This window comes from Hymenobacter cheonanensis, from assembly GCF_030581075.1.
Taxonomy (GTDB): Bacteria; Bacteroidota; Bacteroidia; order Cytophagales; family Hymenobacteraceae; genus Hymenobacter.
Window position 1 is genome coordinate 57,052 of the sequence record NZ_JAUQSW010000003.1, and the last position, 24,861, is coordinate 81,912.

The following is a 24,861-nucleotide window of genomic DNA, read 5'->3' on the forward strand; positions in this document are numbered from 1 at the left end:
TGAGCTTGTCGAAGCATCTTGCCAGTGCCGCTAGGGTTGCTAACCCAACGATACGAGCAAGATGCTTCGACAAGCTCAGCATGACGGCTTTTATTTGTAAAGCCGACGAGGCAGCCTAGCGCATAAACGTGCGCGAGTACTGCAAAATGGCCGCCGTGGTAGCGGGGCGCGGGGCGCGGGCCAGGTGGTCGAGGGTGCGCTGGGCCAGCAGCAGGTCGGCGCAGGTAGCTGCTAGCTCGGGGTCGTGCAGCAAGGCATCCTCGACCTCGTGCTGCTCATCAGCTGGCAATTCGTTGTACACGTAGCGAAGCAACGTCGGGTGGGGTAAGGTTTGAATCATAAAGGAGCGAATAGGCGGCCATTTTTTTCCGCAGGTTGATGAGAGCATAACGCATGCGGCCCAGCGCGGTATTGATGCTCACGCCCGTGGCATCGGCTATTTCCTGAAAGCTCATGTCGCCGTAGTGGCGCATCAGCAATACTTCTTTCTGGGCAGCGGGTAGTTCCTGAATGAGTTGGCGTAGGTGCGCGTGGCTTTCTTCGCGACCCAGCACATCGTCGGCCGACTCCTCTGAAAGGTGTAACGAATTAGCTAGCCCCATGTTGTCATCGAGGCTGGTTTGGGGCGCTCTTTTTGCGCGCCGAAAGGCGTCGATGGCCAAATTGTGGGCAATGCGGCACAGCCACGAGCCAAATTTGCCTTCGTCCTGGTAGCGCCCGCTCTTGAGGGTGTGGATGGCCTTGATAAAGGTGTCCTGGGTGAGGTCGTCGGCCAGGTCTTCGTCGCGCACTACCAGTTGAATGGTCGTGTACACCCGCGCCTGATAGCGCTGGAGCAGCTGGGCAAAGGCGGCTTCGCGGCCGGCCAGGTAGAGGTCGATGAGCGCGGAGTCGCTCGGCTGCAGGGGTTCCATAAAGAACTACGGGTTATGAGGGAACGTAGAGCTTTTGGTCGATAGTGTGCAGCGTTAAGAAAAAAAGGGGAGTGAATAGCGAGTGAAGCCGCCATAATCGAGCCAAATGTAGCAGCCGACGCCCGAATTTTACAACTACGGCGGGCCGCGGCGCAAACTATTTTTTGAGTTTCAGTGCAGTAGGCGACTTGCCCAGCTAGCCCAGCCGTTAACCAGCATCCGGCGGGCGCGTAGTACTAGGCCTATCCGCTACCTTACCCGCCATGACCACCTACCTCGCCCTGCACTACTGGGCCGGCTCCGGCCGCGAATTTGAGCCGCTGCTGCCGCTGCTGCCCCCGGGCACCCGCCTGCTAGCCCCCGACCTGCCGGGCTTTGGCAACCAGGCCGCGCCGGCGGGCTTCGACTACTCAGTGGCCAGCTACGCCGACTGGGTAGCGCAGTATGTTGAACAGCAGCAGTTGGTTGATTATCATATTATTGGCCATAGTATGAGCGGTAAAGTAGCTATGTTGCTGGCCGCCCGCCGCCCTGCCGGCTTGCGTAGCCTGCTGCTGCTGTCGCCCTCGCCGCCCACGCCCGAGCCGATGAGCGACGCCGACCGAGCCGCTAGCCTGGCCGCCTACGGCCAACCTGCCGAGGCCGAAAAGACGTTTAATAAAATTACCCGAATTCCGCTCAGCAATGCGCAGCACGCACAAGTAGTAGCCGACAACCTGCGCACCACCCAGGCCGCCTGGGATGCCTGGTTGCTGCACGGCTCGCGCGAGGATATTTCGGGCGAGCTAGCCACCATAGAAGTGCCCTGCCGCTTACTAGTGGGCGAAAACGACCAGGCCATTTCGCCCGCAGTGCAACGCCAGCAAACGCTGCCGCGGCTGCCCCCGGGCACCATGATGGCCGTAGTGCCCGGTGCCGGGCACCTGCTGCCGCTGGAAGCCCCGGAAGAGGTGTTGAAAGGTCAGTACCTTACTTAATCTGTCCTATGAATCCTGCCCCATCCGCGAAGACGCTGCTGCCAGCCACCTACCAGAACCCGGTGCTGGATACCGACTTTCCGGACCCTAGCGTAGTGCTAGCGCCCGATGGCTACTACTATGCCTACGCCACCCAAACCCGCTATCAGGGGCAGATTCTAAATATTCAGGTGGCCCGCTCGCGCGACCTTATGGCCTGGGAACACCTCGGCGACGCCCTGCCGGCCAAGCCCGCTTGGGCCGCCGCCAGCCAGCGCTTCTGGGCCCCCGACGTGAGCCGCCACGCCGATGGCCGCTACCTGCTTTACTTTTCGGCGCAGCCCAACGACCCCGCGGCCGGCATGTGCCTGGGCGTAGCCGTGGCGCAGCAGCCCACCGGCCCTTTTGTGGATAGTGGCCGGCCCCTGCTGGCCGGCGGCCCCGGCTTTGAAGATATTGACCCCATGCAGTTTGTTGACGACGCTACCGGGCAGTTACTGCTGTTCTGGGGCTCGGGCTTTGGGCCGCTGCGCGTGCGGGCCTTGGCGGCCGATGGGCTCGGCTTTGCGCCGGGCAGCGCGGCGGAGATAATCGTACCCCCCCGGCTAGCCACCGACTATGCTTCCTACGGCTACCTTATTGAGGGCAGTTGGGTGCACTACCGGGCGGGCTGGTACTACCTCTTTTACTCGGGCGATAACTGTTGCGGGCCCGATGCCCACTACGCCGTGCTGGTGGCCCGCGCCCGCCACGCCACCGGCCCCTACGAAACCCTAGCCGAAGCCACTGGCACGGCGGGTACCATTCTTACCGGCAATCAGCGCTGGCTGGCGCCCGGCCACAACTGCCTCGTGACCGATGCCGCGGGCCAGGACTGGCTGCTCTACCACGCCATCGACCAGCGCCAGCCCACCTTCGATGCCATCAACGATGAGCAGGGCTACTCGCGCCGCGTGCTGCTGCTTGATAAAGTGGTGTATGACGAAGATGGCTGGCCGCACGTGGGCACGCCTAGTACCGAGCCCCACCCGGGGCCCGTGTGGCCTGGCCACCAGGCCGGCGCCGGCTATTCGAGCGAGCGGCCCCGGAACAGGATGTAGCCCAGGTGGGCGTATAAGCCAAAGCGGTTGCCCGGCGTGGGGTCGTCGTAGTACAGCGCGTGCAGGGCTAACGGCCCCACCGGGGTGGTGAAAATGAGCCCCGTGGAGGCCGTGAGGTAGGGGCGGCTGATGCCCGAAGCCCGCTCGGCCAGCTGGTTGTTATCTTCGAGCTGAGCAATGTTGACGTGCGTGAACAGCTCGGAGCGCCATTCCAGCTTGCCAAACAGCAGCTGGGTGTAGCGCAGCCCCGCCGCCACGAAGCGCGGCGAGCGGTAGCGCTCCAAAAACCGCGTGCGCGAGTCGGGCAGCGGCGCAAACACCGGCGCCGTGGTCAGCGACGAGCGGTAGTTGAAGAATTCGCCCTGGCCGCTCACCGTTATCTCGCCGAAGTAGCCCCAGGATGACTTGTCTTTGCTCAGCGCGTAGTAGCGCTCATACGTGCCCCGAAACTGCAGCCACTCGTGGTGGCGCGAGCGCTCGCCCAGCGCCTCGAAATTGGAAGTAGAGCCCGGCACGTATACCTCCGTGCCCGTAACGCCGCGCACCGTAATAATGGCCCGCCGGCCCGCCGTGGCGTACTGCTTGCGGTTGAGCGAGTTGCGGGCAAAGCGAATGGCCGCCGTAGCACCCTTAAAGGAGGTGCGGTCGAGCACGGCCGAGGAGGAAATCTCGTCCTTGTTCGAGTAGCTGTCCACATTATAAAATGCCCCCAGGTCGAGCACCATGCGCGAGCGGTAGCGGGGCGAAACGCCAATCTGGGCGCCTACTTTGGTGTCCTTCTGCTGCACCTGGGTGCTCAGGGCATCGCTGCCCAGCAGCACGCCGGTTTGCTGAAAATCCCACTGATTGTAGGTAATAAGCGGCGCAATGTAAAACGGCAGGCGGCCCGGGGCATTGAGCCGAAACGTGCCCTGCGCCCCGTTGTAGAAGCGCCCCACGCTCACGTTGGCCGCCGCCGAGTACAGCAGCCGCCGCAGGTAGCGAAACTCGATGCCCAGGTACAGGCTTTCGATGGGCCGGGTGCTGAGTGTGAAGCCTATCTCGGTGGCTACGTTGTTGTTACGCTGCGCATCTACGTTAAACACGTAGCCCTTCAGGGCCTCGTCGTAGCGAATGCGCGGGTAGATATTCCGGAAATAGTCATCGGAGGCCAGCCGGTAGTAGCCTTCTTCCAGGTCGTCGATGGAGTAAGTCGAGCCATCCTTGCGAAAAAAGCTGCGCGCATACTCGTTCTGGTCGGGGCGCAGGCCCTGCACCTCCACTTTCACAAAGCGCGGGGCCGGCACGCTCTGCTGAAACGCCAGGCGGCGGCGCTGCAAGTCCAGCGTATCGACGCGCCGCGTAATGCGCTGCTTTATTTCGGCCAGCTTGAGCTGGGTGGCCGTGTCGCCCTGGGCAATCAGGCTGCGCACCTTGTCAAAATCAGCCGCGCCCAGGTTGCCCAGGTTAGGCTGAATGTAAATGCCGTTTTTGCCCACGCTGTTGGTGTCGGCCACGCTGGAGCCCAGAAAAACCAGCGTGCTCGTGAGCAAGGCATCGTCTTTCTGGTATGGGTACTTTTTGAACGCCACATCGCCCACATTCACCCCAATCATGATGTCGGGCTTGAAATCCTGCCGCATAACATCGGTAGGGAAGTTGTCCAGCACGGCCCCGTCGAAGAGGTAGCGCCCGTCGAGGTTGCGAATGGGCCGGAAGGCGAGCGGGTAAGCCATCGAGTTGCGCACGGCATCGGCCAGCAGCCCCGATTTTTGCACTACTTCCTTGCGCGTAAATACCTCGGTGGCCAGGCAGCGGTAGGGCACAAACAGGTTGTCGAAATTATACTTGGCGGCCGCAGCGGCCGGCGCCAGCAGCCGGGCCAGGGCAAAGTTGAGGTTGAGGTCGTTGACCAAGGTGGGCGAGATGTTGGCCTTGAACGTAGAGTCGATAGACAGGCCTAGCCGCAGCGAGGACGGCGAGGGCTCGGCCGTCAAAAAGTTAAATGTTTTATCGGGCAGCACCTTGCCGTTGGCCCAGTTCTGAAACTCGGGCGAGAGCACAATCTGCTCAATGTCGCGCGGCGAGTAGCCGGCCGCGTACATGGCGCCCACCACGGCGCCCATGCTGTTGCCCACGATATAATCAATGGGAATGCCATTGGCTTCCAGCTGCTTGAGCACCCCTACGTGGGCCAGGCCCTTGGCCCCGCCCCCGCTGAGCACCAGCCCCACGCGCTGCGCAAAAGCCGGCTGCCCTAACCCCAGCACCAGCAGTAGATAAAGTATTTTTTTAAGCATAAAAGTAGGTAAAGCAAATAGGGCCGCAAGGTAGGCCCCCTCATGTTTTGCCCCCTTACGCAAAGGCCTGGCGGCTGGCTGCCCTTGCCAGCAGCTGGGGCACCGAGCTGGGCAACTAAATTCCATTTTTGTTTAACATTCTGATTACTAATGTTAAACAAGTGCAAAAACTTCTTCATCTTGGTGCAACCTTGCCGATTTTTCCGCGTAGGTCAACTGTTCTACTTTTCTGGCCCCCTGATGAAAACCCCTGCCCCCGACGCCGCAGCCAGTAGCACCCCGGTCCGCAAGCGTACAAAAACCCGCCCGGCTGCCCGCCGCCGCACCGACGAAAACACCTACACCGACCCCTCCCTGCGCGAGCGCCTGAAAACTGAGATTCGGGCCGCCGCCAAGGGTGGCGCACCCGGCACCTGGAGCGCCCGCAAATCGCAGCTCCTTACGTTGGCTTACCAAAAAGGTGGCGGTGGCTACTTGCAGCGCCACCCCAACTCCAAGCAAAAAAGCCTGCATACCTGGAACGGCCAGGACTGGCAAACGTCGGATGGAAAGCCTGCCCGCCGCGACTCCGGCATCACGCGCTACCTGCCCGCCAAGGCCTGGGAAGAGCTGACCCCCGCCGAGCGCAAGGCCACCAACGCTAAAAAGCAGGCCGGCTCCAAGGCCGGCGAGCACGTGGTAGCCAACACGGCCGCCGCCAAGCGCGCCCGCAAGCAAGCCGAATAAAGCGTTGCCACTCAAGTAAAATGACTGCCTGAAGCGTGCCGCACAGGCACTACGCAGGCAGTCATTTTGCTGGCTAGCCGTATAGGTAAGCTTTGCGCCCTTACCCTACCCGGCATGACTGACTTTCTGGTTGAACTATTAGGCCTTGATGCCAAGGCCGACACCATTACGGCTAGCCAGATATGCTGGCGCACGCTGGTAGTGTTTATCATTGCCCTGGTGCTGCTGCGCGTATCGGGCCGGCGCACGTTTGCCAGCAACAGCGGCCAGGAAACGGTGGTCAAGTTTATGCTGGGTGCCATTCTGAGCCGCGCCATTGCCGGCGACTCACCATTTGGCGTCATCATTGCGGCGGCCGTGACGCTGGTGCTGCTGCACCGGCTGCTAGCCTATGCTACGTACTTTTTTCCGGCTTTTGGCCGCCTAATAAAAGGCGAGGCGTCGGTGCTGGCCGAAGGCGCGGCTATCAACCACCACGAGCTGCGCCGGGCTAGCTTTTCGGAGGAAGCTCTGCAAGCCGCCGTGCGCGGGGCGGCCAACCTCGACGACTTGGCCCAGGCCAAAACCGTGCGCCTGGAGCACGATGGCACCGTGAGCGTGGTGAAGCAAGACAAGTAGGCTGGCCGCTGGCGCTAGTCGCGCTTGCCTTTCAAAGCTTGCTTAAGGGCCCCTAGCTCATCGCGCAGCTTGGCGGCCTGCAAAAAATCCAGCTCTTTGGCGGCGGCTTCCATCTGCTTTTCGGTGGTTTTGATGAGCTTTTCCAGCTCGGCGCGGTTCATCATGGCCACTACGGGCTCGGCAGCCATGGCCAGGGCCGCGCCACCTTCGACGTAGGCCCCGGCCGGCGCCTGGGCCTCCACGGTGCGGTAGTCGGCCAGGTCGGTTTGGCCCATAATCTGGGCGTGGCTCTTGCGCACGGTGCGCGGCGTGATGCCATGCTCCTCGTTGTAAGCCATTTGGGTAGCCCGGCGGCGGTTGGTTTCGTCGATGGCGCGCTGCATCGAGCCCGTCATGCGGTCGGCGTAGAGAATGACCTTGCCGTTCTCGTTGCGCGCCGCCCGGCCCATTGTCTGAATCAGCGAGCGCTGGTCGCGCAGGAATCCTTCCTTATCGGCGTCCAGAATAGCCACCAGGCTGACTTCCGGCAAGTCAAGGCCTTCGCGCAGCAGGTTTACGCCGATAAGCACATCGACTTCGCCCAGGCGCAGGCGGCGCAAAATTTCCACCCGGTCCAGCGTCTTCACATCCGAGTGAATGTACTCGACCTTGATGCCAAGCCGCTCCATGTACTTGCTCAGCTCCTCGGCCATGCGCTTGGTAAGGGTGGTCACGAGCACCCGGTCGCCGGCTTTCACGCGCTCATCCACTTCATCAAGCAGGTCGTCAATCTGGTTGATGCTGGGCCGCAGGTCGATTTCGGGGTCTAGCAGGCCGGTGGGGCGAATGACCTGCTCCACCACCACGCCGTTGGCCTGGGTTAGCTCGTAGTCGGCCGGCGTAGCGCTAACGTACACTGCCTGCCGGTACATGCTCTCAAACTCGTTGAAGGTCAGCGGCCGGTTGTCGAACGCCGAGGGCAGGCGGAAGCCGTATTCGATGAGGGCCGTCTTGCGCGAGCGGTCGCCGCCCCACATGGCCCTAATTTGGGGAATAGTAGCGTGGCTCTCGTCCACCACCAGCAGGTAGTCGTCGGGGAAGTAATCGAGCAGGCAGAACGGCCGCGAGCCCGGCTCGCGCCGGTCGAAGTAGCGCGAGTAGTTCTCGATGCCCGAGCAGTAGCCTAGCTCGCGTATCATTTCCAGGTCAAATTCGGTGCGCTCCTGAATACGCTTGGCCTCCACGTCGCGGCCTTCCTTCTCGAAGTACTTGTGCTGCTGCACCATGTCATCCTGGATTTCCTTGATAGCAGTATTCAGCGTTTCCTTGCCGGTCACAAACAGGTTGGCCGGGTACAGCGTCATGTTCTTCTCGTCGCTCAGCTTGCGTCCACTGGCCGGGTCGATTTTCTGAATCGCCTCAATCTCGTCGCCGAAAAAGAAAATCCGGTACGCGTAGTCGGCATAGGCCGGAAACACGTCCACGGTGTCGCCCTTCACCCGAAACGAGCCCCTGGTAAACTCAACCTCGGTGCGCGAGTACAGAATCTGCACGAACTGGTAGAGCAGGTTATTGCGCGAGTAGCGGTGGCCCGGGGCCAGGAAAATAACGTTTTTGCTGAATTCCTCGGGGTTGCCGATGCCGTAGATGCACGATACCGAGGCCACCACCACTACATCGCGCCGCCCGCTCAGCAGGGTAGAGGTGCAGTGCAGCCGCAGCTTCTCAATCTCCTCATTGATGGCTAAGTCCTTCTCAATGAAGACGTCGGAGCTGGCAATGTAAGCCTCAGGCTGGTAGTAGTCGTAGTAGCTGATGTAATACTCGACAGCGTTCTGCGGGAAGAACGCCTTGAATTCACCGTAGAGCTGGGCCGCTAGGGTCTTGTTGTGGCACAGCACGAGGGCGGGCTTGCCGGTTTCGGCAATCACGTTGGCCATCGTGAAGGTTTTGCCCGTGCCGGTGGCCCCTAGCAGCACCTGGGCCGGCTCGCCGCTGTTCACGCCCTGCACAAGCTGGGCAATGGCCGTGGGCTGGTCGCCGGTAGGTTTAAATTCGGAAGTGAGCTGGTAGGTAGACATGCAGAAACGGGCACAAATAAGCCAACCTCGTTAACCCCAAACTGCCGGGCGAGGTTTCTGCATTTCGCGAAAAGGCCAGCTTTTGCTCACCACCGCTGGCTAGCCAGCCGCATGGCCGGGGCGGGCGGGCGCAGCGCTACCCGGGCCGCGCCAGGGCGCGTACCCGCCCGCTGGCTGGCGTGGCGTGCTCCCACCAGCCACATTCCGGCTAGTGCTACTAATACCAGGCGTAACAGAAACGGCATGTGGAAAGGGAAAAGGAAGAGAGAAATAAGATGCCATAGGCCAGGGCTACTGAATTTTGAACCCGCGTCCCAGCTCCATGCCGGCCTCTAAGCCAAAGCTATAGGGGCGCTGCTGACCCCAGAAATCCTGGCTAGGGTCGGCGTTGAGACTGAGGATGCCCAGCTCGGCTACCGGGCCGAAGTTAAGCGACCACTGGTGGCCGGCGGGCCGGTACTGCATACCCGCGCCGCCGCGCAGCCCGCCCGAGTAGGGGCGGTAGGGCGTGCTGCCCGATTGCAGGGTGTAGGTGCGCCCGGCTTCGGGCGTGCCGTCTACCTCGCTGCGCACATTGAGCAGGGCCGACACGAAAGCTCCCACCCGGCCATAAAATGAAAAGCCCGTTTTGGCGGGGTTGCCGTAGCGCAGCTCGGCGGGCACGCTCACCGAGCGGTAGCGGTAAGATGTGCGCTGCAAGCGGTGCTGGCTCGCCTGCGTGTAGTTGAGGTCGGCCACTTGCTCGCCCACAAACGCGACCGAGCTGGCCGAAGTGGCCGTGTTTTGGGCCACCTCCAGGCCCGTGCGCAGGCTCCAGCGGCCGTTGCCCAGGCGGCGGGTGGCCCACAGGCTCAGGCGCTGGCCCAGGCCGGGCCGTAGATTCTCGCGGTACTCGGCTGCTGCCGAGCGGGTGAGGCTAGCCGAGGTAAAGCCCAGCGCCAGGTTGTAGGCCGTCACCGGCTTAACCCAGTCGATGTTGGGCTGGTAGGCACTGGCCGAGTAGGCTAGCCCATACTGCCAGCGGCGCGCCAGCTCCAGGGGTGGGCCCGGGGCTACGGCCACCTCGGGCAGGCGCGGCGGCAGGCCAGCGGTTAATGTAGCCAGGCTGGCCCGGCGCGTAGCCAGTGCCGCCTCCGAAGCCACGCTGCGTGCCTCTGCCAGGGCCAGGGTTTGGCTGGCGGCGGCAGTAGTGGCGGGTAATAATTCAGCCGGCGCCTCGTGCGCCGGCCGGCTGGCAGAGTGGCTGCTGGCACCCTGGCTGTCAGCTAATGTGGCCAGACGCGCAGCGCTTTCAGTGGCACTAGCCGGCTCACCCGCGGCCAGTGGCACACTGCCGAAGCCTACGCTGCTGCCCACGGGGCTAGTCTCGGCCTGCGCGTGGGAAGCGCGCTTTGCATAGTAAAACGTAGCCGCAGGCTGCGCCGCCCGGGCATGAGCACGAGCGATAAGGGCCGAAGCCGAAAGAGTAGCAGTTTGGTCGATAGCAGAAGGGTTGGTGGAAGAAAGGGAACGAGTAGCGGTGGCCACGGCCGCAGCCGGGCTCAGGGGCGCCGTGGCTGGCGCAGCACCGCTGCCGGCTAGCTGCGCCGAGCGCGTGGTTGCCAGCTCTGGCTGGCCGCCAGGCTGCGTGGTGGCCTGGGCCAGCGTGCCGGCCGGGGCCGCGCCTTGCTGGCTGCGCCACCAGCCACCGCCGGCCAGCGAAGCCAGCAGCAGGCTGGCAGCCATAGCCCAGCGATACGCTACCAGCCGCCGCCGGTATTTTTCATTCTGCGCCAGCAGCAGGCGGTTGTCAACCTGCTCCCACACCTGGGCGCGCGGGGGCACGGCCGCCGCCTCGCTTTCCAGCAGGTGGTGGCGAAATAAGTCTTCAAGGCTGCCCTTGGGAGGGGTGGAGGGATTCATAATCTACTGACTGATAATTTACTTGGCAGGCGGCTGGAGGCGGGCTAGCTTGTTTTGCAGCACTACGCGCGCCCGCGAATATTGTGACTTGCTGGTGCCTTCCGAAATCTCCAGCATCTCGCCGATTTCTTTGTGCGTGTAGCCTTCAATAGCATAGAGGTTGAACACCAGCCGGTAGCGCGGGGCTAGCTCCTGCACTACGGCCAGCAGCTCGCTGTAGGCATAATTGCTGAAGGTAAATTCTTCGCTGGCCAGCGTTTCGGGGTAGTCGCCGTCGCTCACGGCTACCAGGGGCGCGTTGCGGCGGTGCTGGCGCAGGGCCGCATTCACCATAATGCGCCGAATCCAGAACTCCAGCGGGCACTCGCGCCGGAAGCCTGCCAGGGTCCGGAACACCGTCACGAAGCCTTCCTGCAACACGTCTTCGGCCTCAAAGGTGGTTTGGGCATAGCGCAGGCACACGGCCATCATACGGGCCGAGTAGCGCTCGTAGAGTTGCTTTTGGGCGGTTTGCAGGCCCTGCAGGCAGCCGTCTATCAGCTCTTCTTCGCTGAGGGCGGCGGCGGGGGTGGGGCGGCTCGCCGTGAGCTTTGTAGCAGTGGGCTTAGCCATACCAAGGGCCAACGCGGGCCAGGCCAGCGCGCTCATGAGCAAAACCGGGCAAAGCCGGTGTGAAAAAGTTGGAACATAGCGCTGCGAACTGCGAACGAAAGATACGCCCCCGGGCCAGGGACTACACGGCCTGCTTACTCGTCTGCCCTGAAGAAGCCCTGGCCCGCCAAACCGTTGCACCGCGCCCCGTAAGAATTCTTAGCCCAAAAATATTTTGCTGATAATGTGTTCGTTATAGAATAAGTAATTAGCCCCAAGCAACAAGGTTCAAGTAATTGATGTATGTACATTAATTACTTGCAACGGCAACTTCTCCTGCCGCTAGCCAGTAGGTTAACTTTCACTTTCCCCGAAGCCCATGAAAACCCTTGTGCTGTTTTACTCCACCTATGGCCACGTGTGGCAGCTGGCCGAGGCCATTGCCGAAGGTGCCCGCGAAATAGCCGGCAACGAAGTGGTAGTGAAGCGCGTGCCCGAAACGCTGCCCCAGGAAGTTCTGGACAAAACTGGTGCCACCGGCGCGCAAAAAGCCTTTGCGCATCTGCCCATCGCCACGCCCGACGAGCTTACGCAGTACGACGCCATTCTCTTCGGCACGCCCACGCGCTACGGCAACCTCTGCGGCCAGATGCAGGCTTTTATGGATAGCACCGGCGGCCTGTGGGCAAAAGGTGCCCTGGTGGGCAAGGTGGGCGGCGCCTTCGTGAGCACCGCCACCCAGCACGGCGGCCAGGAAACCACCCTGCGCGCTTTCCACACCGAGCTGCTGCACCACGGCTTCGTTATTGTGGGCCTGCCCTATGCCTGGCAGGGCCAGATGGGCCACGAAGAGGTAACGGGCGGCACGCCCTACGGCGCCAGCACCGTGGCCGGCGGCCAGGGCGAGCGCCAGCCCAGCCCCAACGAGCTGGAAGGTGCCCGCTTCCAGGGCCGCCACACCGCCGAGATTGCACGCAAGCTGGCGGCTGAATAGGCCCACGGCCTTTCCCGGCCCGAATAAAAGCAAAAGCCCCGTGATGCTGATTTGTCAGCGCCACGGGGCTTTTGATTGCCAAGCCAGGGGCTAGCGGGCGTTCCAGATAGCCCAGGCGGCTTCGGCCTGCAGCTCCAGCATCTCGAAGCCGTTTTGGGTGTGGGCCCCGGCCGCGTGGCCGCGCTGCAAAAACAAGGTTTCGCGCGGGTTGTAAATGAGGTCAAACAAGTAATGCGCCGGTGTGAGGGCCGCGTAGGGTAGGGGCGGGCACTCCTCAACCGCCGGGTAGGTACCTAGCGGCGTAGTATTGATAATGAGCGAGTGCGCGGCCAGCAGCTCCGGCGTTAGCTCGGCGTAGGTGAGGCCCGCGCCCAGCGCATCGCGCGATACGAGCCAGTGCGGAATATTCAGCTCGCGTAGCGCCACGGCTACGGCCTTGGCGGCGCCGCCGGTGCCTAGCACAAGAGCCCGGCGATTGGGCACCGAAGCGGGGTAAAACTTCCGTAGCGACTCCCGGAAGCCGAGGTAGTCGGTGTTATGCCCCACCAGGCTGCCGTCGGCCAAAAACTCAATAACGTTGACGGCGCCCACCAACGCCGCCGAGGGCGCCACCCGCGTTAGATAAGGCCAGATTTTTTCCTTATACGGAATAGTGACGTTGAGGCCGGCCAGGTCGGGGTGGCGGGCCAACAGCTGCGGCAGCTCGCTGGCTTCCGCCAACTCAAACAGCTCGTAGCGGCAATCGGCGAGGCCGAGGCGGTCAAATTTCTGGCTGAAGTAAGTCTGGGAAAACGAATGAGCCAGCGAGCGGCCCAACAGCCCAAAGGTGCGCATAAGCAGGAAGTTAAAAGTGTGGCCCTGGCGCCAGCGCATCCTTTCGGCTAGCCTGAAATACTGAAAACAGCTGCCTTATGCAGCCTGGCCCTGCAGCTTGCCTTTGATAAACTGGATGGCTGGCGGCAAAATGGAAAACAGCACGATACCGTAAATAACGAGCGTAAAGTTGTTTTTTACCCACGGAATGGAGCCCAGAAAGTAGCCCGCGCACGTAAGCGATACCACCCACAACACAGCCCCGGCAATGCTGTATGAGGCAAAGAACTTGTACTTCATGGTGCCGACGCCCGCCACAAACGGCGCAAACGTGCGCACAATCGGAATAAAGCGCGCCATAATGATGGTTTTGCCGCCGTGCTTGGCATAGTAAGCCTGGGTCTGCTCCAGGTACTTGCGCTTTAGAAAGCGAAAATCTTCCCGAAATACCCGCGGGCCCAAGTAGTCGCCGATGGCATAGTTGAGGTTATCGCCAATAAAAGCGGCGGCAATGAGCAGCGGCACCAGATACAAAATATTCAGAAGTGGCTGGCCGGTTTCGGGGCTGGGCTGGGCTGCCAGGGTGCCGGCCACGAAAAGCAGCGAGTCGCCGGGCAGGAAGGGAAAAACAATAACCCCGGTTTCGGTGAAAATAATGATGAACAAAATAAGATAAGTCAGGCTGCCGTATTCGTGCACTACACTCACGAGCGTCTTATCAAGATGCAAAATCAGGTCGAAAAAATGCTTGAGAAGCTCCATGCGTAAAAAGGGTTGAGCCGGCAAAGAACGGCAGGCTGGTACGAAGATTGAAGGCGCTACCCAACGCGGGCAAGGCCACTCGCGTTATAAGGCTGCAAAAAACCTACGCGTTATGATTGTGTACAAAGGAGGTGACTGGTGGCAGGCGCTCCGGCACTTTCACACCTCCATTGTTATTCGCCAGCTGCTGGTGCGGGTGAGCCTGGTGGGCGTATACGGCGGTGCCATTGCCATTTGGGGGCTCGAATTTCATCATCACATGCTGAATATCAGCCGGGAGTACTTCTCCTTTCTTGGTATTCTGCTCAGCCTGCTGCTGGTCTTCAGGACCAACACGGCCTACGACCGCTACTACGAAGGCCGCCGGGTGTGGGGCGAGCTGGTATCGCAGTGCCGGGGCCTGGCCATCGAGTTCAATGCCGTGCTGCCGCGCGATGCGATGGCTAGCCGGCGTTATTTCGCGGCCCTCATCTCCAATTTCCCCTTTGCCCTCAAAGGCTCGTTGCGGGGAGAAATGAAATTTGAGCAGATGGAGTCGACGCCCGATATTATGGAGCGACTGCGCACGGCCGAGAACGTAGCCACTACGCTCATTGCCGTGTTGCAGGAAAGCGTGGAGCAGCTGCGGCAAGTTGAAATTATTCGGGATACCCACCTGCTCACCTTTAAGCCGCATTTTTTAAATATGATGTCGGTGAGTGGCACCTGCGAGCGCATTAAAGCCACACCAATCCCTTTTTCTTACACTTTTTTCATAAAAGCGTACATTCTGACATTCATTGGTGTAATGCCGTTCGTACTTTTGTCTACCTCCGGGTACTTTATGATTCCTATTACTATGTTCGGGGCCTATGCGCTGCTAGGCCTGGAAATGATAGGGGAAGAAATAGAGAATCCTTTTGGGCTGGACTCTAACGATTTGCCTATTACGCAGCTTTCCAATCGCATCCGCGTCAGTGTTCACGACGTGCTACAAGTCGAGCTTTCGGATAGAAAGAAAGCTTTGGCTACTCCACCGTATAGTGTGGTTCATTAATTGCTAGCTGGTGCTAGCTGCCTGCCCGGCAGGCCCGCGCTCCCAGGCGCCTCACAAAACCGACTTGCTAGAAGTCGTCAGTTTGTTTCCCTAATCTTAAGTCTGAATGCCTTTCCAGGCACTGCAAGCAAGGGCACCCCTTACTGGTGGCGTTGCTTTGTTTCTGCGGGTATGCTCCAGCTTTAGCAGCGGGCTTTTCAGCGCGCAGAGTACTGCTGTGTGCCAGCCGGTAGGAGCTAAATACAAGCCGATTAAAATTTTTTTAAAAACGCACCACCTTTTTTCCAACCCCCGTATAAGGCGGCAATTGTCCTTACGCGGCATCTCAATTTGCACTTTATTTACCATTTGACAACATGAGGAACATTACACTCAAGCGAGAGCGGCAGCGCGACGGGCAGTCGCGCTTTCAACGTGCTCTCACCTCCTTGCTGGCTATGCTGGCAATTTTCAGCGTGTCGCAGTCGGCGTTGGCCCAAACGGTATCATCAGTTTACTACAATGATGCCATTACGCTAACGCAGCAAACCTCTGGCAGCACCAGTGCTTCGACCCCAACCAACTATGCGGGCACTGCTACCGAAAGCCCTTATCTGGCCTACGCCAAGTTGGGAAAAGGTTCTCCCTCGCAAAACCTGGGTACCTATGATGTAACGGGAACCAGCCAGCTAGTGCTTAACGGTGGCTCGATTGAGGCCGACCCGCCGGGCGCTACCAAATCAGCTACCTATACTATTGCGGCCGCTCGTTTCCGGTATCGCGTGTATATGCAGGGAACAGTTGCCCCGGCCTACAATACGGTTCCTCTGCCTGCAAACGGCACGCTGAACGGAAGCATGTACTTTTCGACTAGCTCGGCCAACATTAACCTGCTTGCCGGGTTGACGACGGGTGGTAATTACATCCTGGAAGTAGTATTTCAGACTGATACGCAGAGTTCTACCGGAACGCAGAATACCGACCAGGACCCAGCTTCTACTACTTACCAGGCACTTTTCACTCTTACTGCTCCTCCCGCCCCGACCCTGTCGGGCACAACGGTGTACGTAGCCCCCAACGGCGGAGCAAACTCCATCTATAACGTAAATCCTGCTACCCCAAACCCTTACCAGGGCTCTAACCTCGGTAGCTCTTACGATATCAACGGCGGGCAGCTTATTCTGAACGGTGGCTCGGCCGCTACTACGGAGGCCGGTAGCCGCGTTATCAGCAACGTTACGCTTTACTACCGCGTGCGCCCGCAGAATGGCAGTGGTGGGGCATTCAACTTCATCAGCCTGCCGCAAACGAGCAATAGCAATGGCAGCCGCTCATTCGCTACCAGCACGGCAAATATCAACTTGGTGAGCCTGGTTTCGACCCCCGGTACGTACACGCTGGATATCTATTATCAGGCTAGCGGCACTGATAACTCGACTTCCCCTAACCCAACTTCTTTCACGCTTATCGATAACAACGGCGGGCAGTTCTACAACGCCAACTTCACCGTTACGGGTACTGCTATTAAGGTAACACGTTGGGTAGGTGGCAAAAACGATAACTGGTTTGACGCCGCCAACTGGAATAATGGTATTCCGGACCGCAATGTGAATGCGGAAATTCAGAACTTGGGCAGTGGCGTTAAGAACCCCTACCCGAATATCTACGCCGCTACTACTTACACCTACACGGCTCCTGACAGTACCAAAACGTTTATTGATAACACGGCTTATTCTCTGGCCGAAGCACGTAACCTTACTATGTTGGGTTCTTCGCAGGCCAACCGTTCTATTCTGCGCCTAGTAGTTGGTACGCTGAATGTGTATGGTGACTTTGATAATACCTACGACAGCTTCATTGCCCGCGATAACACCACGGTAGGCTTTGTGGGTACCAACCAAACCATCAGCAGCGGCAGCTTTTCGAGCGTGCGTATTGCTGGTGGTGGCACTAAGTCTTTGCAAGGTGCTATGAACGTCAACCAGGCTATCACGTTCGTGAACGGCCTGCTCGTGACCGATATCACCCAGCCTACGGTATCAGTAGTGGTGCTAGCTGACCGGGCCAACATCAACAACAACCAAGGTGCTCAACTGGTAGATGAGCGCGACGCTGCTTACCTGCGCGGCTTTGTGCGCACCACGCGTGCTAACACCACGGTTGGCGATACGTACACGTACGGCAACATCGGTATGCAGCTTATCTTCAGCGGCAATAACCCTGGCCCCGTTGACGTGACCCGCAACACGGCCGAGGCTTATAACCCGGTAAGCACTACCAGCGGTATTCGCCGCATCTTCGGGGTGCGCCCGGGCAACCCCAACACGAACTCGGGTGGCTTGTATGCTGATATGCAATTCCGCTACCTGAACAGCGAAACCAAAGGCCTAGGCCAAAGCGGCAACATCACTATTGCTGAAAACAACCTGTCTTTGTTCCTATCAACCAACAGCGGTAACACTTTCGTTAACTTAGGCCGCACGGCTATTGACACGGTAAGCAATACGCTGACTGCTAATGGCGTAACCAGCTTTGCCACGTTCACTCTGGGCGACCGCACCAACCCGCTGCCGGTGCACCTAGTAGCCTTCGATGCCAAGCGCCTGGCTAACAATACGCTCGTAACCTGGGCTACTGCCGACGAAACCAACAGCGCCGGCTTTGAAGTGCAAGTGTCGACGGATGGCAAAACGTACCGCAAACTGGCTTTCGTGGCTAGCTACTCGGCTACCAGCAACCAGTACCAGACCTATAGCTACACGGACATCGAAAGCGGCAAATCGGGCCTGCGCTACTACCGTTTGCGTCAGATAGATGTGGATGGCACCAGTGCTTACTCGCCGGTGAAAGTGGTAAGCTTCGCTACGATTGCAGCCGGTGCTACCTCGGTAAACATCTACCCGAACCCCTCGGCTAGCAGCGACCTGACTACCTTGGTGGTGCAGTCGCCAGTCGCCGGTGCCGGTCGCATTCAGGTACTTGACATGACTGGCCGCAGCATCGTGAGCCGCGACATCACGACCGTAGCTGGCGTTACCGAACTGGCCGTGCCGGTTGGCAGCGAGCTAAACGCTGGTATCTACCTGGTGAAAGTGACGCTCCCTTCGGGCGAAACCAAAACCGTGCGGATGCAAAAGCGCTAGGCGAACTAATTCGCCAGGGCATAAAAAAGGGCCTGACTCCACGGAGTCAGGCCCTTTTTTATGCCCTGGAAAGACTACCTGAGGCTAGCCGCGCGGCATGGAAGTACCGGGCTTACCCGTCTTGGCTGCGGGCTGAAACATGGGGTCTACCGCGTCCATATCCAGAAAGTGCGAGAAGGTGTCGCCGCGCAGGCCCAGGCGAATGGTTTCGAGGCTGACAATCTCATTCGGGGCAATGTTGCCCAGGTTCACGTTGGCCCCTAGCAGCTTGATAAACCATACCTGCTGCGCCTTCTGGGGAGCTTCCCAAATAATGCGCTCCGACGGAATCTTGGTCAGAATCTCCTCTACCAGGCCCGAGCGTACTTCGCCTGTGCTACGAAACAAACCCACGTTGCCACCCTCGCGGGCCTCGCCGATTACCTTCACGGCCCCGGCCTCCAGCTCGGTCTGCATCTGCGAAATCCACTTGTAGGGCGGGATGATTTTCTCAGCATCCTTGGAGCCGACCTCGCTCAGCACCTTCACCGTCTTGCTCAGCTCCCGGATAAACTCGCACTTGCGGTCGTGGTTGAGGTCGATGCTGCCATCCGATACCTCGGCATATTCCAGGCCGTATTTATCAAGCAGGCGGCGGTAGTCATCAAACTGATTGCGAATAATGAAAGCCTCAAACAGGGTGCCACCCAGGTATACCGGAATGCCGGCCTCGCGGTAAATAGCCAGCTTGCGCTCCAGGTTGGGCACTACAAAGGAGGTGGCCCAGCCCAGCTTCACGATGTCGGTGTACGGGCCGCCAACCTCCAGAAAGTCTTCGACCTCGCGCATACTTAGACCTTTGTCCATCATCATGGTAAAGCCTTGCTCGCGAGGCTTTTGGGTGCGTTCCGGGAGCTGGGAGAGCGAATAGTTCATGCGTGTTATACGGGCAAAAAACCGCTGTTAAAGAACAAAAAAAACCTGCCCGCCACACAGGCGAGCAGGTACAAAATTAGCTCAGAAAGCCACAGCCGCCGCCAGCAAGCCTGGCCGCTAGCCCCGGCTACCTGCGAAACTGGTCGATGAGCCGTTGCAAAGCGGGCTGCTTCTCCAGTTCCGGAAAGTAGTCGAACAGCAAGGAATGCTGCTCGTAGTTGAGGGTAAGCGCCGTTTCCAGCTCTTGGTAAGCCTCGCGCAGGCGGCCTGCCGCCAGCAAATAAGCGCAAATCATGTAGTGAAAATGCGCCTCGTGCGGGTGCAGCTCCACTGCGTGCTGCATCAGGTCTACGGCCTCTTCGTAGTGGCCCTGCTCGTAGAGAATGGCGCTCCAGCTTACCCAGCCGGTGGCATCGTCGGGGGCTACCTCGGTGGCTTTCTCGTAGGCTTCGAGCGCGCTCACGATGTTGCCCACCTGGTTTTCGGCGGCCCCTAGCGCGGCCCAGTACTCGCCGCTGTCGCCATAGAGCTGCACGGCTTTGCGGAAAAAGTGCAAGGCTTCAAACGGGCGCTCCTGCTCTTGCAGCAGCACGCCCTGGCCAAACCACGCCTCATCCATTTCGGGGTTAATTTCGAGCGCTTTGCGGTAGTATTGGCGGGCTTGCTCCCAGGAGCGAAGCTTCTCATAGCACTCGCCAATGTTGCACAGAGCCTCATCGGTAGGCTCGTTGGGCGGGTAGCTCAACTCAAACTCGGTGATGGCCTGCTGGTACCGCTGCTGGCACACGTAGGTGTCGGCCAGCCAATGGTGGGCGTCGTAAAAATCGGCCTCAATGGTAATAGCGTAGTCGAAGGCGGCAGCGGCCTGCTCGTACTTTTCGAGCCGGTAATAGTACTGGCCCAGGTTGTACCAGGCCACGGCCGAGTATGGGTCATCGTCGGTGAAGCGCTGAAAAAATTCTTCGTGCTCCGGTAGCCGGTTGCTGACTTCCAGGCAGTTGAGCAGCTCCTGCACCGTGGTTTCGTTGTCGGGGTGCAGGCGCAGGCTGTGCTTATAGTGGCGGGCCGCGCTCTTGTACTTGTGCCAGCTCTGGTAGGCTAGCCCCAGGTTGAAGTGAATATCCTCGCGGTCGGGGCTGCGTTCTAGCGCAGCCTGAAAATAGCGCACGGCCTCCTCAAACGTGCCGCGCTGCGTGGCAATGATGCCGCGCGTAACGGCCACGTCGGCATTATCGGGGTCGAGGGTAGCCACGGTAGCAATCTGGCGCTCGGCCTCGGCATAGTCGCCGCGCATGGCCGAAATCTGGGCGCGGTCGATAAGCAGCTCGGTCGAAAAAGGATATTGGCTAAGCGCCGCCTCGCAGGCCTGCTGAGCTTTGTCGAAAGCCGCACTGGTTACATAATGGTCAATAATTACTTCAAACTCCTCCAAGTCAAAAAACACTGCCTCGTCGTGAGCCAGCATCTGCTCGTAGCGGCGCACCATATCTTGGGCAGCTCGCGGGTCATCAAATGGTTCGTTCATGCGCATAATAGTCACGAAATAGGGCGGATAGCTGGGTGTTGGCCAAGCTGCTAACTTAATGCCAGAAACCGGCGCCAGGCACTGCGGTGGCCAATCTGGCCAGTAGCCGCGGGCTGCTGGCAGGTACCGGGCCCCGCTATCCGTTATTCGCTAAGATACAACCGTGGGGTGAGGCGTCCGGTTCGTTTTAGTGGCCTCGGCCAGCCAGGCAATAGTCTCGGCCAGGGGGCGAAATGGAAGGCCGGTGGCAAGCATAGCTCGCTCAGCATCGTAGCGCACGGGCTGGCGCCCGGCGCGGGCGGTATCGCGGGTGATGAGCGGCCGGCCGCCCGTAAGCAAGGCCCGGCCATATTCGAGCCGCCAGATAACCTCGGCCGCCCAGTTGGGCACGGCCACCGTGGGTGGCCGCCGCCCGAAGGCCGCCGCCAGCTCAGTTAAAAATTCGCCCAAGGGATGAAGGCCGCCGTTGAGAATATAACGGGCCGCCGGCAGGGCTGGTAAGTCGAGGGTGAGGCGCAGCAGGTGAGCCACTACATCGCGCACATCTACAAAATTGAGCTGGCCCTGGGTGTAAAACCGGTGCTCGTCGTAGGCGTAGCGCAACAGTCGGGTGCTGCTGCGGTGCCAGTCGCCGGGCCCCAGTACTATCGACGGGTTGACAATAACGGCGGCCAGCCCCTCGGCAATACCTCGCCATACTTCCAGCTCGGCCAGGTACTTGCTGGTGGCATAGGCCGGGTGGCTGGCGCCCAGGTCCCAGGTAGCCGTTTCGTCGAGCAGGCGCGGGGTGGTTGAGTTGCCGGCCGGGTCGGCGGCGGGCTGCCCTAGCGCGGCCACCGACGACACGTAGCCGAGCCGAATGCCCGGGCGCCGCAGGCAGGCATCTACCACGGCGGCGGTGCCCTCGACGTTCACGTGCAGCAGCGCATCCTCATCTTGCGGCGCATACGAAACCAGGCCGGCGCAGTGCAGCACGTGCGTTACATCGGCAGTGAGGGCGCTGTCCAGCAAGCTGCTGTCCAGCAGGTCACCCCGCACCCAGTCGATGCCGGCAGGGGCAGTAGCCGGCGCTGCTGCGCCGCGGTAAAGCGCCCGCACGGCTAGCCCCCGGGCGTGCAACTCCTGCAAAACGAAAGAGCCAATAAGACCCGTGCCGCCCGTTACAAAAATCATAGCATCAAAAAGAGGCGCCGCAGAGCAGCTTGCGCTGTGCAGCGCGCTGCCTTACAAGGTATTATTTAGCAGGGGAAGCGCCATCAGCTTACGAAAGTGAGCAGACTTTATCGTCTTGGACGCCAAGGCCGCCGTATGGCGCAGGTGGTGCGTATCGGTGCCCACAAAGTCGACCAGGCCGCCGTCAATCAGCTTTTCGGCCACGTGGCGGGCCGCTGGTGAGTAGTAGCCTGCCAAAGAGTTGAGGTTGAGCTGCATAAGCACGCCATGCTCCTGACGCAACCGCTCTATCTCCGAAAAGCGGTTGTAGAGGTACACGTAGCGCTCGGGGTGGGCTAGCACCGGCTGGTAGCCCGCCGCCTGCAAATCAAAAATAGTCCCGCTGAGGTTGAGCGGCTCATTGAGGTAAGAGGTTTCCAGCAGCAGGTAGCGGCGCTCGCCGCCAAAGGTCAGCAGCTCGGTGCCATCGGCCAGCTTGCGGCCCAGCCACTCATCGAGGTAGTATTCGGCGGCGCATTCCAGCACTACGTCGGCTAGCCCGGCTTCGGCGGCGGCGGCCCGCAGCTCGGCCAGCGCCGCGCGGATGCCTTCGGGTGTGTTCTTGTAGAAGTCGCCCATAATGTGGGGCGTCATCACGAGCTTGGTAAAGCCAAGGGCCCGCAGCTCGCGCAGCAGGTCGAGGCTATGGGCCACGGTTTCGGCACCATCGTCGAGGCCTGGCAACAGGTGCGAATGCATATCGACCTGCAGCGCCGCCAGCGGCTGGGTGGTCGCCGGGGCGGCGGCCGGGGTGCTGGTGCCTAGTAGGCGCTGCCAAAAACCTGCCATGCTGCCAGGTTAGTTAAACAGCCCTTTAATGCGCTGGCCCAGTGTGGGCTTTTGCACCGGCTCTTCGTAGTAGCCCATGCCGTAGCTGCCGTAGCCATAGCCATAGCCATAGCCGTAGCCGTAGCCATAGCCGTAAGAGCCCTCGGCCTTGGCATCGTTGAGGATGGTACACATGCGCGTAAATTGATTGTTGCGCATCAGGCGGTTCATATTCTTGAGGAAGGTTTTGCGCGAGTAGTTGGCCCGCACGATGTAAATCGGCACGTCGGCCTTCCGCATGATGAGAATACCATCCGTAACCAAGCCTACCGGCGGCGTATCAATCAGAATCACGTCGTAGGTGCGGTACAGCTCCGTCAGCATCTGGTCGAAGCGCGGATGCAGGATAAGCTCCGACGGATTGGGCGGCGTGGGGCCGGCCGAAATAAAATCCAGCGACTCGATGCTCGTGTGCTGAATGCACTCGCTCACCGAGTGGCGGTCGATGAGGATAGTACTGATGCCGCGCACGTTTTCGGCGTCGAAGGCCAGGTTTACCTTCGGCTTGCGCATATCCAGGTCAAGGATAATAACGCGCTGCCCCGAGAGGGCAATAATCCCCCCTAGGTTAACCGTAACGAAGGTTTTGCCCTCGCCCGAGATAGTCGACGTAACCGATATCAGGCGCTTCTTATTCGAAGGGCTGATGAAGTCGAGGTTGGTACGGATAGAGCGGATGGCCTCGGATACCGACGACTTGGGGTTCTTGTCCACCACCATCCGTGATATATTCAGCTTTTCCTTCTCGTAGGTCGGAATAACCCCTAGCACCGACACTTTGGTATTGCGCTCCAGTTCGCCCACGCTCGTGATGGTGTTATGCATCAGGTAGCGGGTGGCAATCAGGCCCAGGCTCAGTAGCAGCCCACCGGCCAGCCCAATGGCGTACACCAGCAGCTTAACGGGCGAGATGGGAGCGTCGGGAGCGTAGGCCGGAGACAAAATTTGAAAGTCGGCCGTGGTGCCGGCATTCTTGATATTATACTCTACTTTTTTCTCCAGTAGGTTCTGGTACGTAGAGCCGTACAGCTCCAGCGGGCGGCGCAGGCGCTCCAGCTCCGTTTCCTTACCCGGTATCGATTGCAGCTCGCCGCTGAGCTTGCCCTGCTGGCTGTTAAGCAAGCCTAGCTGGGTACGCAGCTGCGCCTGGGCCTGCACAATCTGGCGCTTTAGCGTGGCCTGGGCAAAGGCCACCTGCTCTTGCGGCTGCTTCACGGCTTCCGTTACATCCTGGTAGGAGCGCCGAATGCGCCGCAGATTCTGCTGCAAGCTATTCAGCTCCTCCAATTGCCGCGCAATAGCCGGGTTGTCGATGGTAGCCAGCCCCGGAATAGATTGCGCTACCGATACATCATCATTAGGCGTGATGCGCTCCTGGGTAGAAAGGCGGCTTACTTCGTTGAGCAAGGCAAGCTTCTGCTCCAGCTCCAGGCGGTCTTTTTGAATGGCGGCAATTTCTTCAGTAATTGCGTTTAGCTCACTTTTGGCATCATAGGTGCCATTCTGCTGCACAAAGTTTTTAAGATTGTCTTCTGCCTTGGCCAGGCTGTTGCCTGTGGCAGCTAACTGCTGGTCGAGGTACGCGAGCGCTTTTTCGGTTGATTCCTGCTTGCGCGCTACCTTGGCGTCGCGGTATACGCTATCCAGCGCATTCACAAGGCGTTGCGCCTTAAGACGGTTATAATCCTGGAAGGAAATCTGGATGGTATTCGCCCCTGCGTTCAGCACTTCCGTAGCCAGGTTGCGGTCAAGGTAACCATTTATCGTATTATCATCCAGGATGATAAAATGGTAAGCAGCTTCGGAGAAGCCCGGGCTGGCCGGGGTAGAGGAAGTGGGCAGCAGCCGCAGCTGAATGCCTGGCAGCTGCACCGCCTGGCCTATTTTATAAGTGCCGCCCAGGTTTTCAGACCCTAGCGCCACACTCAGCTGGTAAGTAGTTGCGCTTGTGAATGTTACATTGAATTTCCGGTTGTAGTACGCCTGGTCGCTGATAGTGTACTCTACCCGGAAGGGACAGTTGCTAAACATCTCTGCCTCCAGCACCGTGCCCTGGGTATAGTAGTTTACATCGAGCGGCACTACCTGCTTGAGCTTCCGATAGGTTAGCTCCGACTTAATCAGCTCTACCTCGCCGGCCAGCTGCGCCCCGCGGCTGCCTTCGCTGCCTATGGCGGCCCCCAGCCCAAGGTTGCCGGCTTCGCTACGCTCGTCTATCTTAAGCACCGAGCTAGCCTTGTACACGGGCTTAGTATAGCGCAGATACAGCCAGGAAGCCGTGAGGCCCAGCATTACCAGCAGGGCGGCCCAGGGCAGGCTTTTGCGCGCCACCAATACCAGCGTGCTCAGGTCAAAGCTGCTCTCGCCGTCCGAGTCATCATCGCCCGTGCCGCCGCTTGCTGGCAGGTTAGCTTCCGTGCCCGTAGTCGTTCGCCGGATAAGCTCTTCCAGTTCCGCGTTTTCGCTTGATGCCATAATAGTAGCGCACTTAAATAGATAGTGGCGGAA

21 protein-coding genes are annotated in these 24,861 nt (G+C 59.8%); 7 read left to right on the forward strand and 14 right to left on the reverse strand.

Translation table 11 applies throughout. The features are described 5' to 3' along the window. Positions 1 to 115 precede the first annotated feature (115 nt). Together Q5H89_RS06495 and Q5H89_RS06500 are read right to left on the reverse strand one after the other, a co-directional pair. A complete protein-coding gene (locus Q5H89_RS06495; RefSeq protein WP_305018500.1) occupies positions 116 to 313 on the reverse strand; it encodes a hypothetical protein in 198 nt (65 codons plus the stop codon). Further along, the gene (locus tag Q5H89_RS06500) at positions 279 to 914 is read right to left on the reverse strand and encodes an RNA polymerase sigma factor (RefSeq protein WP_305018501.1); all 636 of its coding nucleotides are present in this window, start codon (positions 912 to 914) and stop codon (positions 279 to 281) included. The genes Q5H89_RS06495 and Q5H89_RS06500 overlap by 35 nt, the downstream gene beginning before the upstream one ends. Positions 915 to 1,177: 263 nt before the next feature. Between Q5H89_RS06500 and Q5H89_RS06505 the strand changes: the two genes are divergently transcribed. Both Q5H89_RS06505 and Q5H89_RS06510 read left to right on the forward strand, forming a co-directional pair. Beyond that, on the forward strand, positions 1,178 to 1,891 hold the full coding sequence (locus tag Q5H89_RS06505; RefSeq protein WP_305018502.1) for an alpha/beta fold hydrolase: 714 nt from the start codon (positions 1,178 to 1,180) through the stop codon (positions 1,889 to 1,891). 8 nt (positions 1,892 to 1,899) lie between these two features. Continuing rightward, the gene (locus Q5H89_RS06510) at positions 1,900 to 2,970 is read left to right on the forward strand and encodes a glycoside hydrolase family 43 protein (RefSeq protein WP_305018503.1); all 1,071 of its coding nucleotides are present in this window, start codon (positions 1,900 to 1,902) and stop codon (positions 2,968 to 2,970) included. On the opposite strand, the gene Q5H89_RS06515 is transcribed toward Q5H89_RS06510, so the two are convergent. Next, positions 2,937 to 5,249 (reverse strand): patatin-like phospholipase family protein, encoded by a 2,313-nt coding sequence (locus tag Q5H89_RS06515; protein WP_305018504.1) that lies wholly within the window; start codon positions 5,247 to 5,249, stop codon positions 2,937 to 2,939. The two genes, Q5H89_RS06510 and Q5H89_RS06515, sit on opposite strands and share 34 nt — an antisense overlap. A gap of 240 nt (positions 5,250 to 5,489) precedes the next feature. On the opposite strand from Q5H89_RS06515, the gene Q5H89_RS06520 reads away from it, so the two are divergent. Further along, positions 5,490 to 5,975, forward strand: coding sequence for a hypothetical protein (locus Q5H89_RS06520; RefSeq protein ID WP_305018505.1), 486 nt, complete (start codon positions 5,490 to 5,492; stop codon positions 5,973 to 5,975). Positions 5,976 to 6,089: 114 nt separating this feature from the next. Further along, the gene (locus Q5H89_RS06525) at positions 6,090 to 6,593 is read left to right on the forward strand and encodes a DUF421 domain-containing protein (protein WP_305018506.1); all 504 of its coding nucleotides are present in this window, start codon (positions 6,090 to 6,092) and stop codon (positions 6,591 to 6,593) included. A 14-nt stretch (positions 6,594 to 6,607) separates the two neighbouring features. On the opposite strand, the gene uvrB is transcribed toward Q5H89_RS06525, so the two are convergent. From uvrB to Q5H89_RS06545, 4 genes are all read right to left on the reverse strand, one after another. Next, positions 6,608 to 8,653, reverse strand: a complete 2,046-nt coding sequence (uvrB, locus tag Q5H89_RS06530; protein WP_305018507.1) for an excinuclease ABC subunit UvrB — start codon at positions 8,651 to 8,653, stop codon at positions 6,608 to 6,610. 86 nt (positions 8,654 to 8,739) lie between these two features. Then, positions 8,740 to 8,898, reverse strand: coding sequence for a hypothetical protein (locus Q5H89_RS06535; protein ID WP_305018508.1), 159 nt, complete (start codon positions 8,896 to 8,898; stop codon positions 8,740 to 8,742). Positions 8,899 to 8,944: 46 nt separating this feature from the next. Next, the gene (locus tag Q5H89_RS06540; protein WP_305018509.1) at positions 8,945 to 10,555 is read right to left on the reverse strand and encodes an outer membrane beta-barrel protein; all 1,611 of its coding nucleotides are present in this window, start codon (positions 10,553 to 10,555) and stop codon (positions 8,945 to 8,947) included. Between the two features lie 18 nt (positions 10,556 to 10,573). Then, a complete protein-coding gene (locus Q5H89_RS06545; protein ID WP_305018510.1) occupies positions 10,574 to 11,167 on the reverse strand; it encodes an RNA polymerase sigma factor in 594 nt (197 codons plus the stop codon). A 358-nt stretch (positions 11,168 to 11,525) separates the two neighbouring features. On the opposite strand from Q5H89_RS06545, the gene wrbA reads away from it, so the two are divergent. Continuing rightward, positions 11,526 to 12,140, forward strand: coding sequence for an NAD(P)H:quinone oxidoreductase (gene wrbA, locus Q5H89_RS06550; protein WP_305018511.1), 615 nt, complete (start codon positions 11,526 to 11,528; stop codon positions 12,138 to 12,140). Positions 12,141 to 12,230: 90 nt separating this feature from the next. Here the strand turns inward: wrbA and Q5H89_RS06555 are convergent, their stop codons facing one another. Together Q5H89_RS06555 and Q5H89_RS06560 are read right to left on the reverse strand one after the other, a co-directional pair. Next, positions 12,231 to 12,974, reverse strand: coding sequence for a shikimate dehydrogenase family protein (locus Q5H89_RS06555; protein ID WP_305018512.1), 744 nt, complete (start codon positions 12,972 to 12,974; stop codon positions 12,231 to 12,233). A gap of 75 nt (positions 12,975 to 13,049) precedes the next feature. Further along, positions 13,050 to 13,715 carry a DedA family protein gene (locus Q5H89_RS06560; protein WP_305018513.1) on the reverse strand — a complete coding sequence of 222 codons (666 nt, stop codon included), beginning with the start codon at positions 13,713 to 13,715 and terminating at the stop codon, positions 13,050 to 13,052. A gap of 118 nt (positions 13,716 to 13,833) precedes the next feature. Here Q5H89_RS06560 and Q5H89_RS06565 point away from each other — a divergent pair, with 118 nt between their 5' ends. Continuing rightward, positions 13,834 to 14,751, forward strand: a complete 918-nt coding sequence (locus Q5H89_RS06565) for a bestrophin family protein (protein WP_305018514.1) — start codon at positions 13,834 to 13,836, stop codon at positions 14,749 to 14,751. A gap of 356 nt (positions 14,752 to 15,107) precedes the next feature. Continuing rightward, entirely contained in the window at positions 15,108 to 17,873 is a 2,766-nt protein-coding gene (locus tag Q5H89_RS06570) for a beta strand repeat-containing protein (RefSeq protein WP_305018515.1), read from the forward strand. 84 nt (positions 17,874 to 17,957) lie between these two features. Here Q5H89_RS06570 and Q5H89_RS06575 read toward each other — a convergent pair whose 3' ends face one another. The 5 genes from Q5H89_RS06575 to Q5H89_RS06595 all read right to left on the reverse strand — a co-directional run bounded on the left by Q5H89_RS06575 (position 17,958) and on the right by Q5H89_RS06595 (position 24,828). Continuing rightward, the gene (locus tag Q5H89_RS06575; RefSeq protein ID WP_305018516.1) at positions 17,958 to 18,788 is read right to left on the reverse strand and encodes a phosphosulfolactate synthase; all 831 of its coding nucleotides are present in this window, start codon (positions 18,786 to 18,788) and stop codon (positions 17,958 to 17,960) included. Positions 18,789 to 18,915: 127 nt separating this feature from the next. Continuing rightward, complete coding sequence (locus tag Q5H89_RS06580; protein WP_305018517.1) at positions 18,916 to 20,313, reverse strand: tetratricopeptide repeat protein; 1,398 nt, start codon at positions 20,311 to 20,313, stop codon at positions 18,916 to 18,918. 150 nt (positions 20,314 to 20,463) lie between these two features. Continuing rightward, the gene (locus tag Q5H89_RS06585) at positions 20,464 to 21,486 is read right to left on the reverse strand and encodes an NAD-dependent epimerase/dehydratase family protein (RefSeq protein ID WP_305018518.1); all 1,023 of its coding nucleotides are present in this window, start codon (positions 21,484 to 21,486) and stop codon (positions 20,464 to 20,466) included. 51 nt (positions 21,487 to 21,537) lie between these two features. After that, positions 21,538 to 22,314, reverse strand: coding sequence for a tyrosine-protein phosphatase (locus Q5H89_RS06590; protein WP_305018519.1), 777 nt, complete (start codon positions 22,312 to 22,314; stop codon positions 21,538 to 21,540). Between the two features lie 9 nt (positions 22,315 to 22,323). Then, complete coding sequence (locus Q5H89_RS06595; RefSeq protein ID WP_305018520.1) at positions 22,324 to 24,828, reverse strand: polysaccharide biosynthesis tyrosine autokinase; 2,505 nt, start codon at positions 24,826 to 24,828, stop codon at positions 22,324 to 22,326. Between the last annotated feature and the right edge of the window lie 33 nt (positions 24,829 to 24,861).

Excerpts from the sequence above, each read along its gene's own strand:
- Q5H89_RS06500 (WP_305018501.1), bottom strand. The coding sequence starts at position 914 with ATGGAACCCCTGCAGCCGAGCGACTCCGCGCTCATCGACCTCTACCTG.
- Q5H89_RS06505 (WP_305018502.1), top strand. The coding sequence starts at position 1,178 with ATGACCACCTACCTCGCCCTGCACTACTGGGCCGGCTCCGGCCGCGAA.
- Q5H89_RS06510 (WP_305018503.1), top strand. The coding sequence starts at position 1,900 with ATGAATCCTGCCCCATCCGCGAAGACGCTGCTGCCAGCCACCTACCAG.
- Q5H89_RS06515 (WP_305018504.1), bottom strand. The coding sequence starts at position 5,249 with ATGCTTAAAAAAATACTTTATCTACTGCTGGTGCTGGGGTTAGGGCAG.
- Q5H89_RS06520 (WP_305018505.1), top strand. The coding sequence starts at position 5,490 with ATGAAAACCCCTGCCCCCGACGCCGCAGCCAGTAGCACCCCGGTCCGC.
- Q5H89_RS06525 (WP_305018506.1), top strand. The coding sequence starts at position 6,090 with ATGACTGACTTTCTGGTTGAACTATTAGGCCTTGATGCCAAGGCCGAC.
- uvrB (WP_305018507.1), bottom strand. The coding sequence starts at position 8,653 with ATGTCTACCTACCAGCTCACTTCCGAATTTAAACCTACCGGCGACCAG.
- Q5H89_RS06535 (WP_305018508.1), bottom strand. The coding sequence starts at position 8,898 with ATGCCGTTTCTGTTACGCCTGGTATTAGTAGCACTAGCCGGAATGTGG.
- Q5H89_RS06540 (WP_305018509.1), bottom strand. The coding sequence starts at position 10,555 with ATGAATCCCTCCACCCCTCCCAAGGGCAGCCTTGAAGACTTATTTCGC.
- Q5H89_RS06545 (WP_305018510.1), bottom strand. The coding sequence starts at position 11,167 with ATGGCTAAGCCCACTGCTACAAAGCTCACGGCGAGCCGCCCCACCCCC.
- wrbA (WP_305018511.1), top strand. The coding sequence starts at position 11,526 with ATGAAAACCCTTGTGCTGTTTTACTCCACCTATGGCCACGTGTGGCAG.
- Q5H89_RS06555 (WP_305018512.1), bottom strand. The coding sequence starts at position 12,974 with ATGCGCACCTTTGGGCTGTTGGGCCGCTCGCTGGCTCATTCGTTTTCC.
- Q5H89_RS06560 (WP_305018513.1), bottom strand. The coding sequence starts at position 13,715 with ATGGAGCTTCTCAAGCATTTTTTCGACCTGATTTTGCATCTTGATAAG.
- Q5H89_RS06570 (WP_305018515.1), top strand. The coding sequence starts at position 15,108 with ATGAGGAACATTACACTCAAGCGAGAGCGGCAGCGCGACGGGCAGTCG.
- Q5H89_RS06575 (WP_305018516.1), bottom strand. The coding sequence starts at position 18,788 with ATGAACTATTCGCTCTCCCAGCTCCCGGAACGCACCCAAAAGCCTCGC.
- Q5H89_RS06580 (WP_305018517.1), bottom strand. The coding sequence starts at position 20,313 with ATGAACGAACCATTTGATGACCCGCGAGCTGCCCAAGATATGGTGCGC.
- Q5H89_RS06585 (WP_305018518.1), bottom strand. The coding sequence starts at position 21,486 with ATGATTTTTGTAACGGGCGGCACGGGTCTTATTGGCTCTTTCGTTTTG.
- Q5H89_RS06590 (WP_305018519.1), bottom strand. The coding sequence starts at position 22,314 with ATGGCAGGTTTTTGGCAGCGCCTACTAGGCACCAGCACCCCGGCCGCC.
- Q5H89_RS06595 (WP_305018520.1), bottom strand. The coding sequence starts at position 24,828 with ATGGCATCAAGCGAAAACGCGGAACTGGAAGAGCTTATCCGGCGAACG.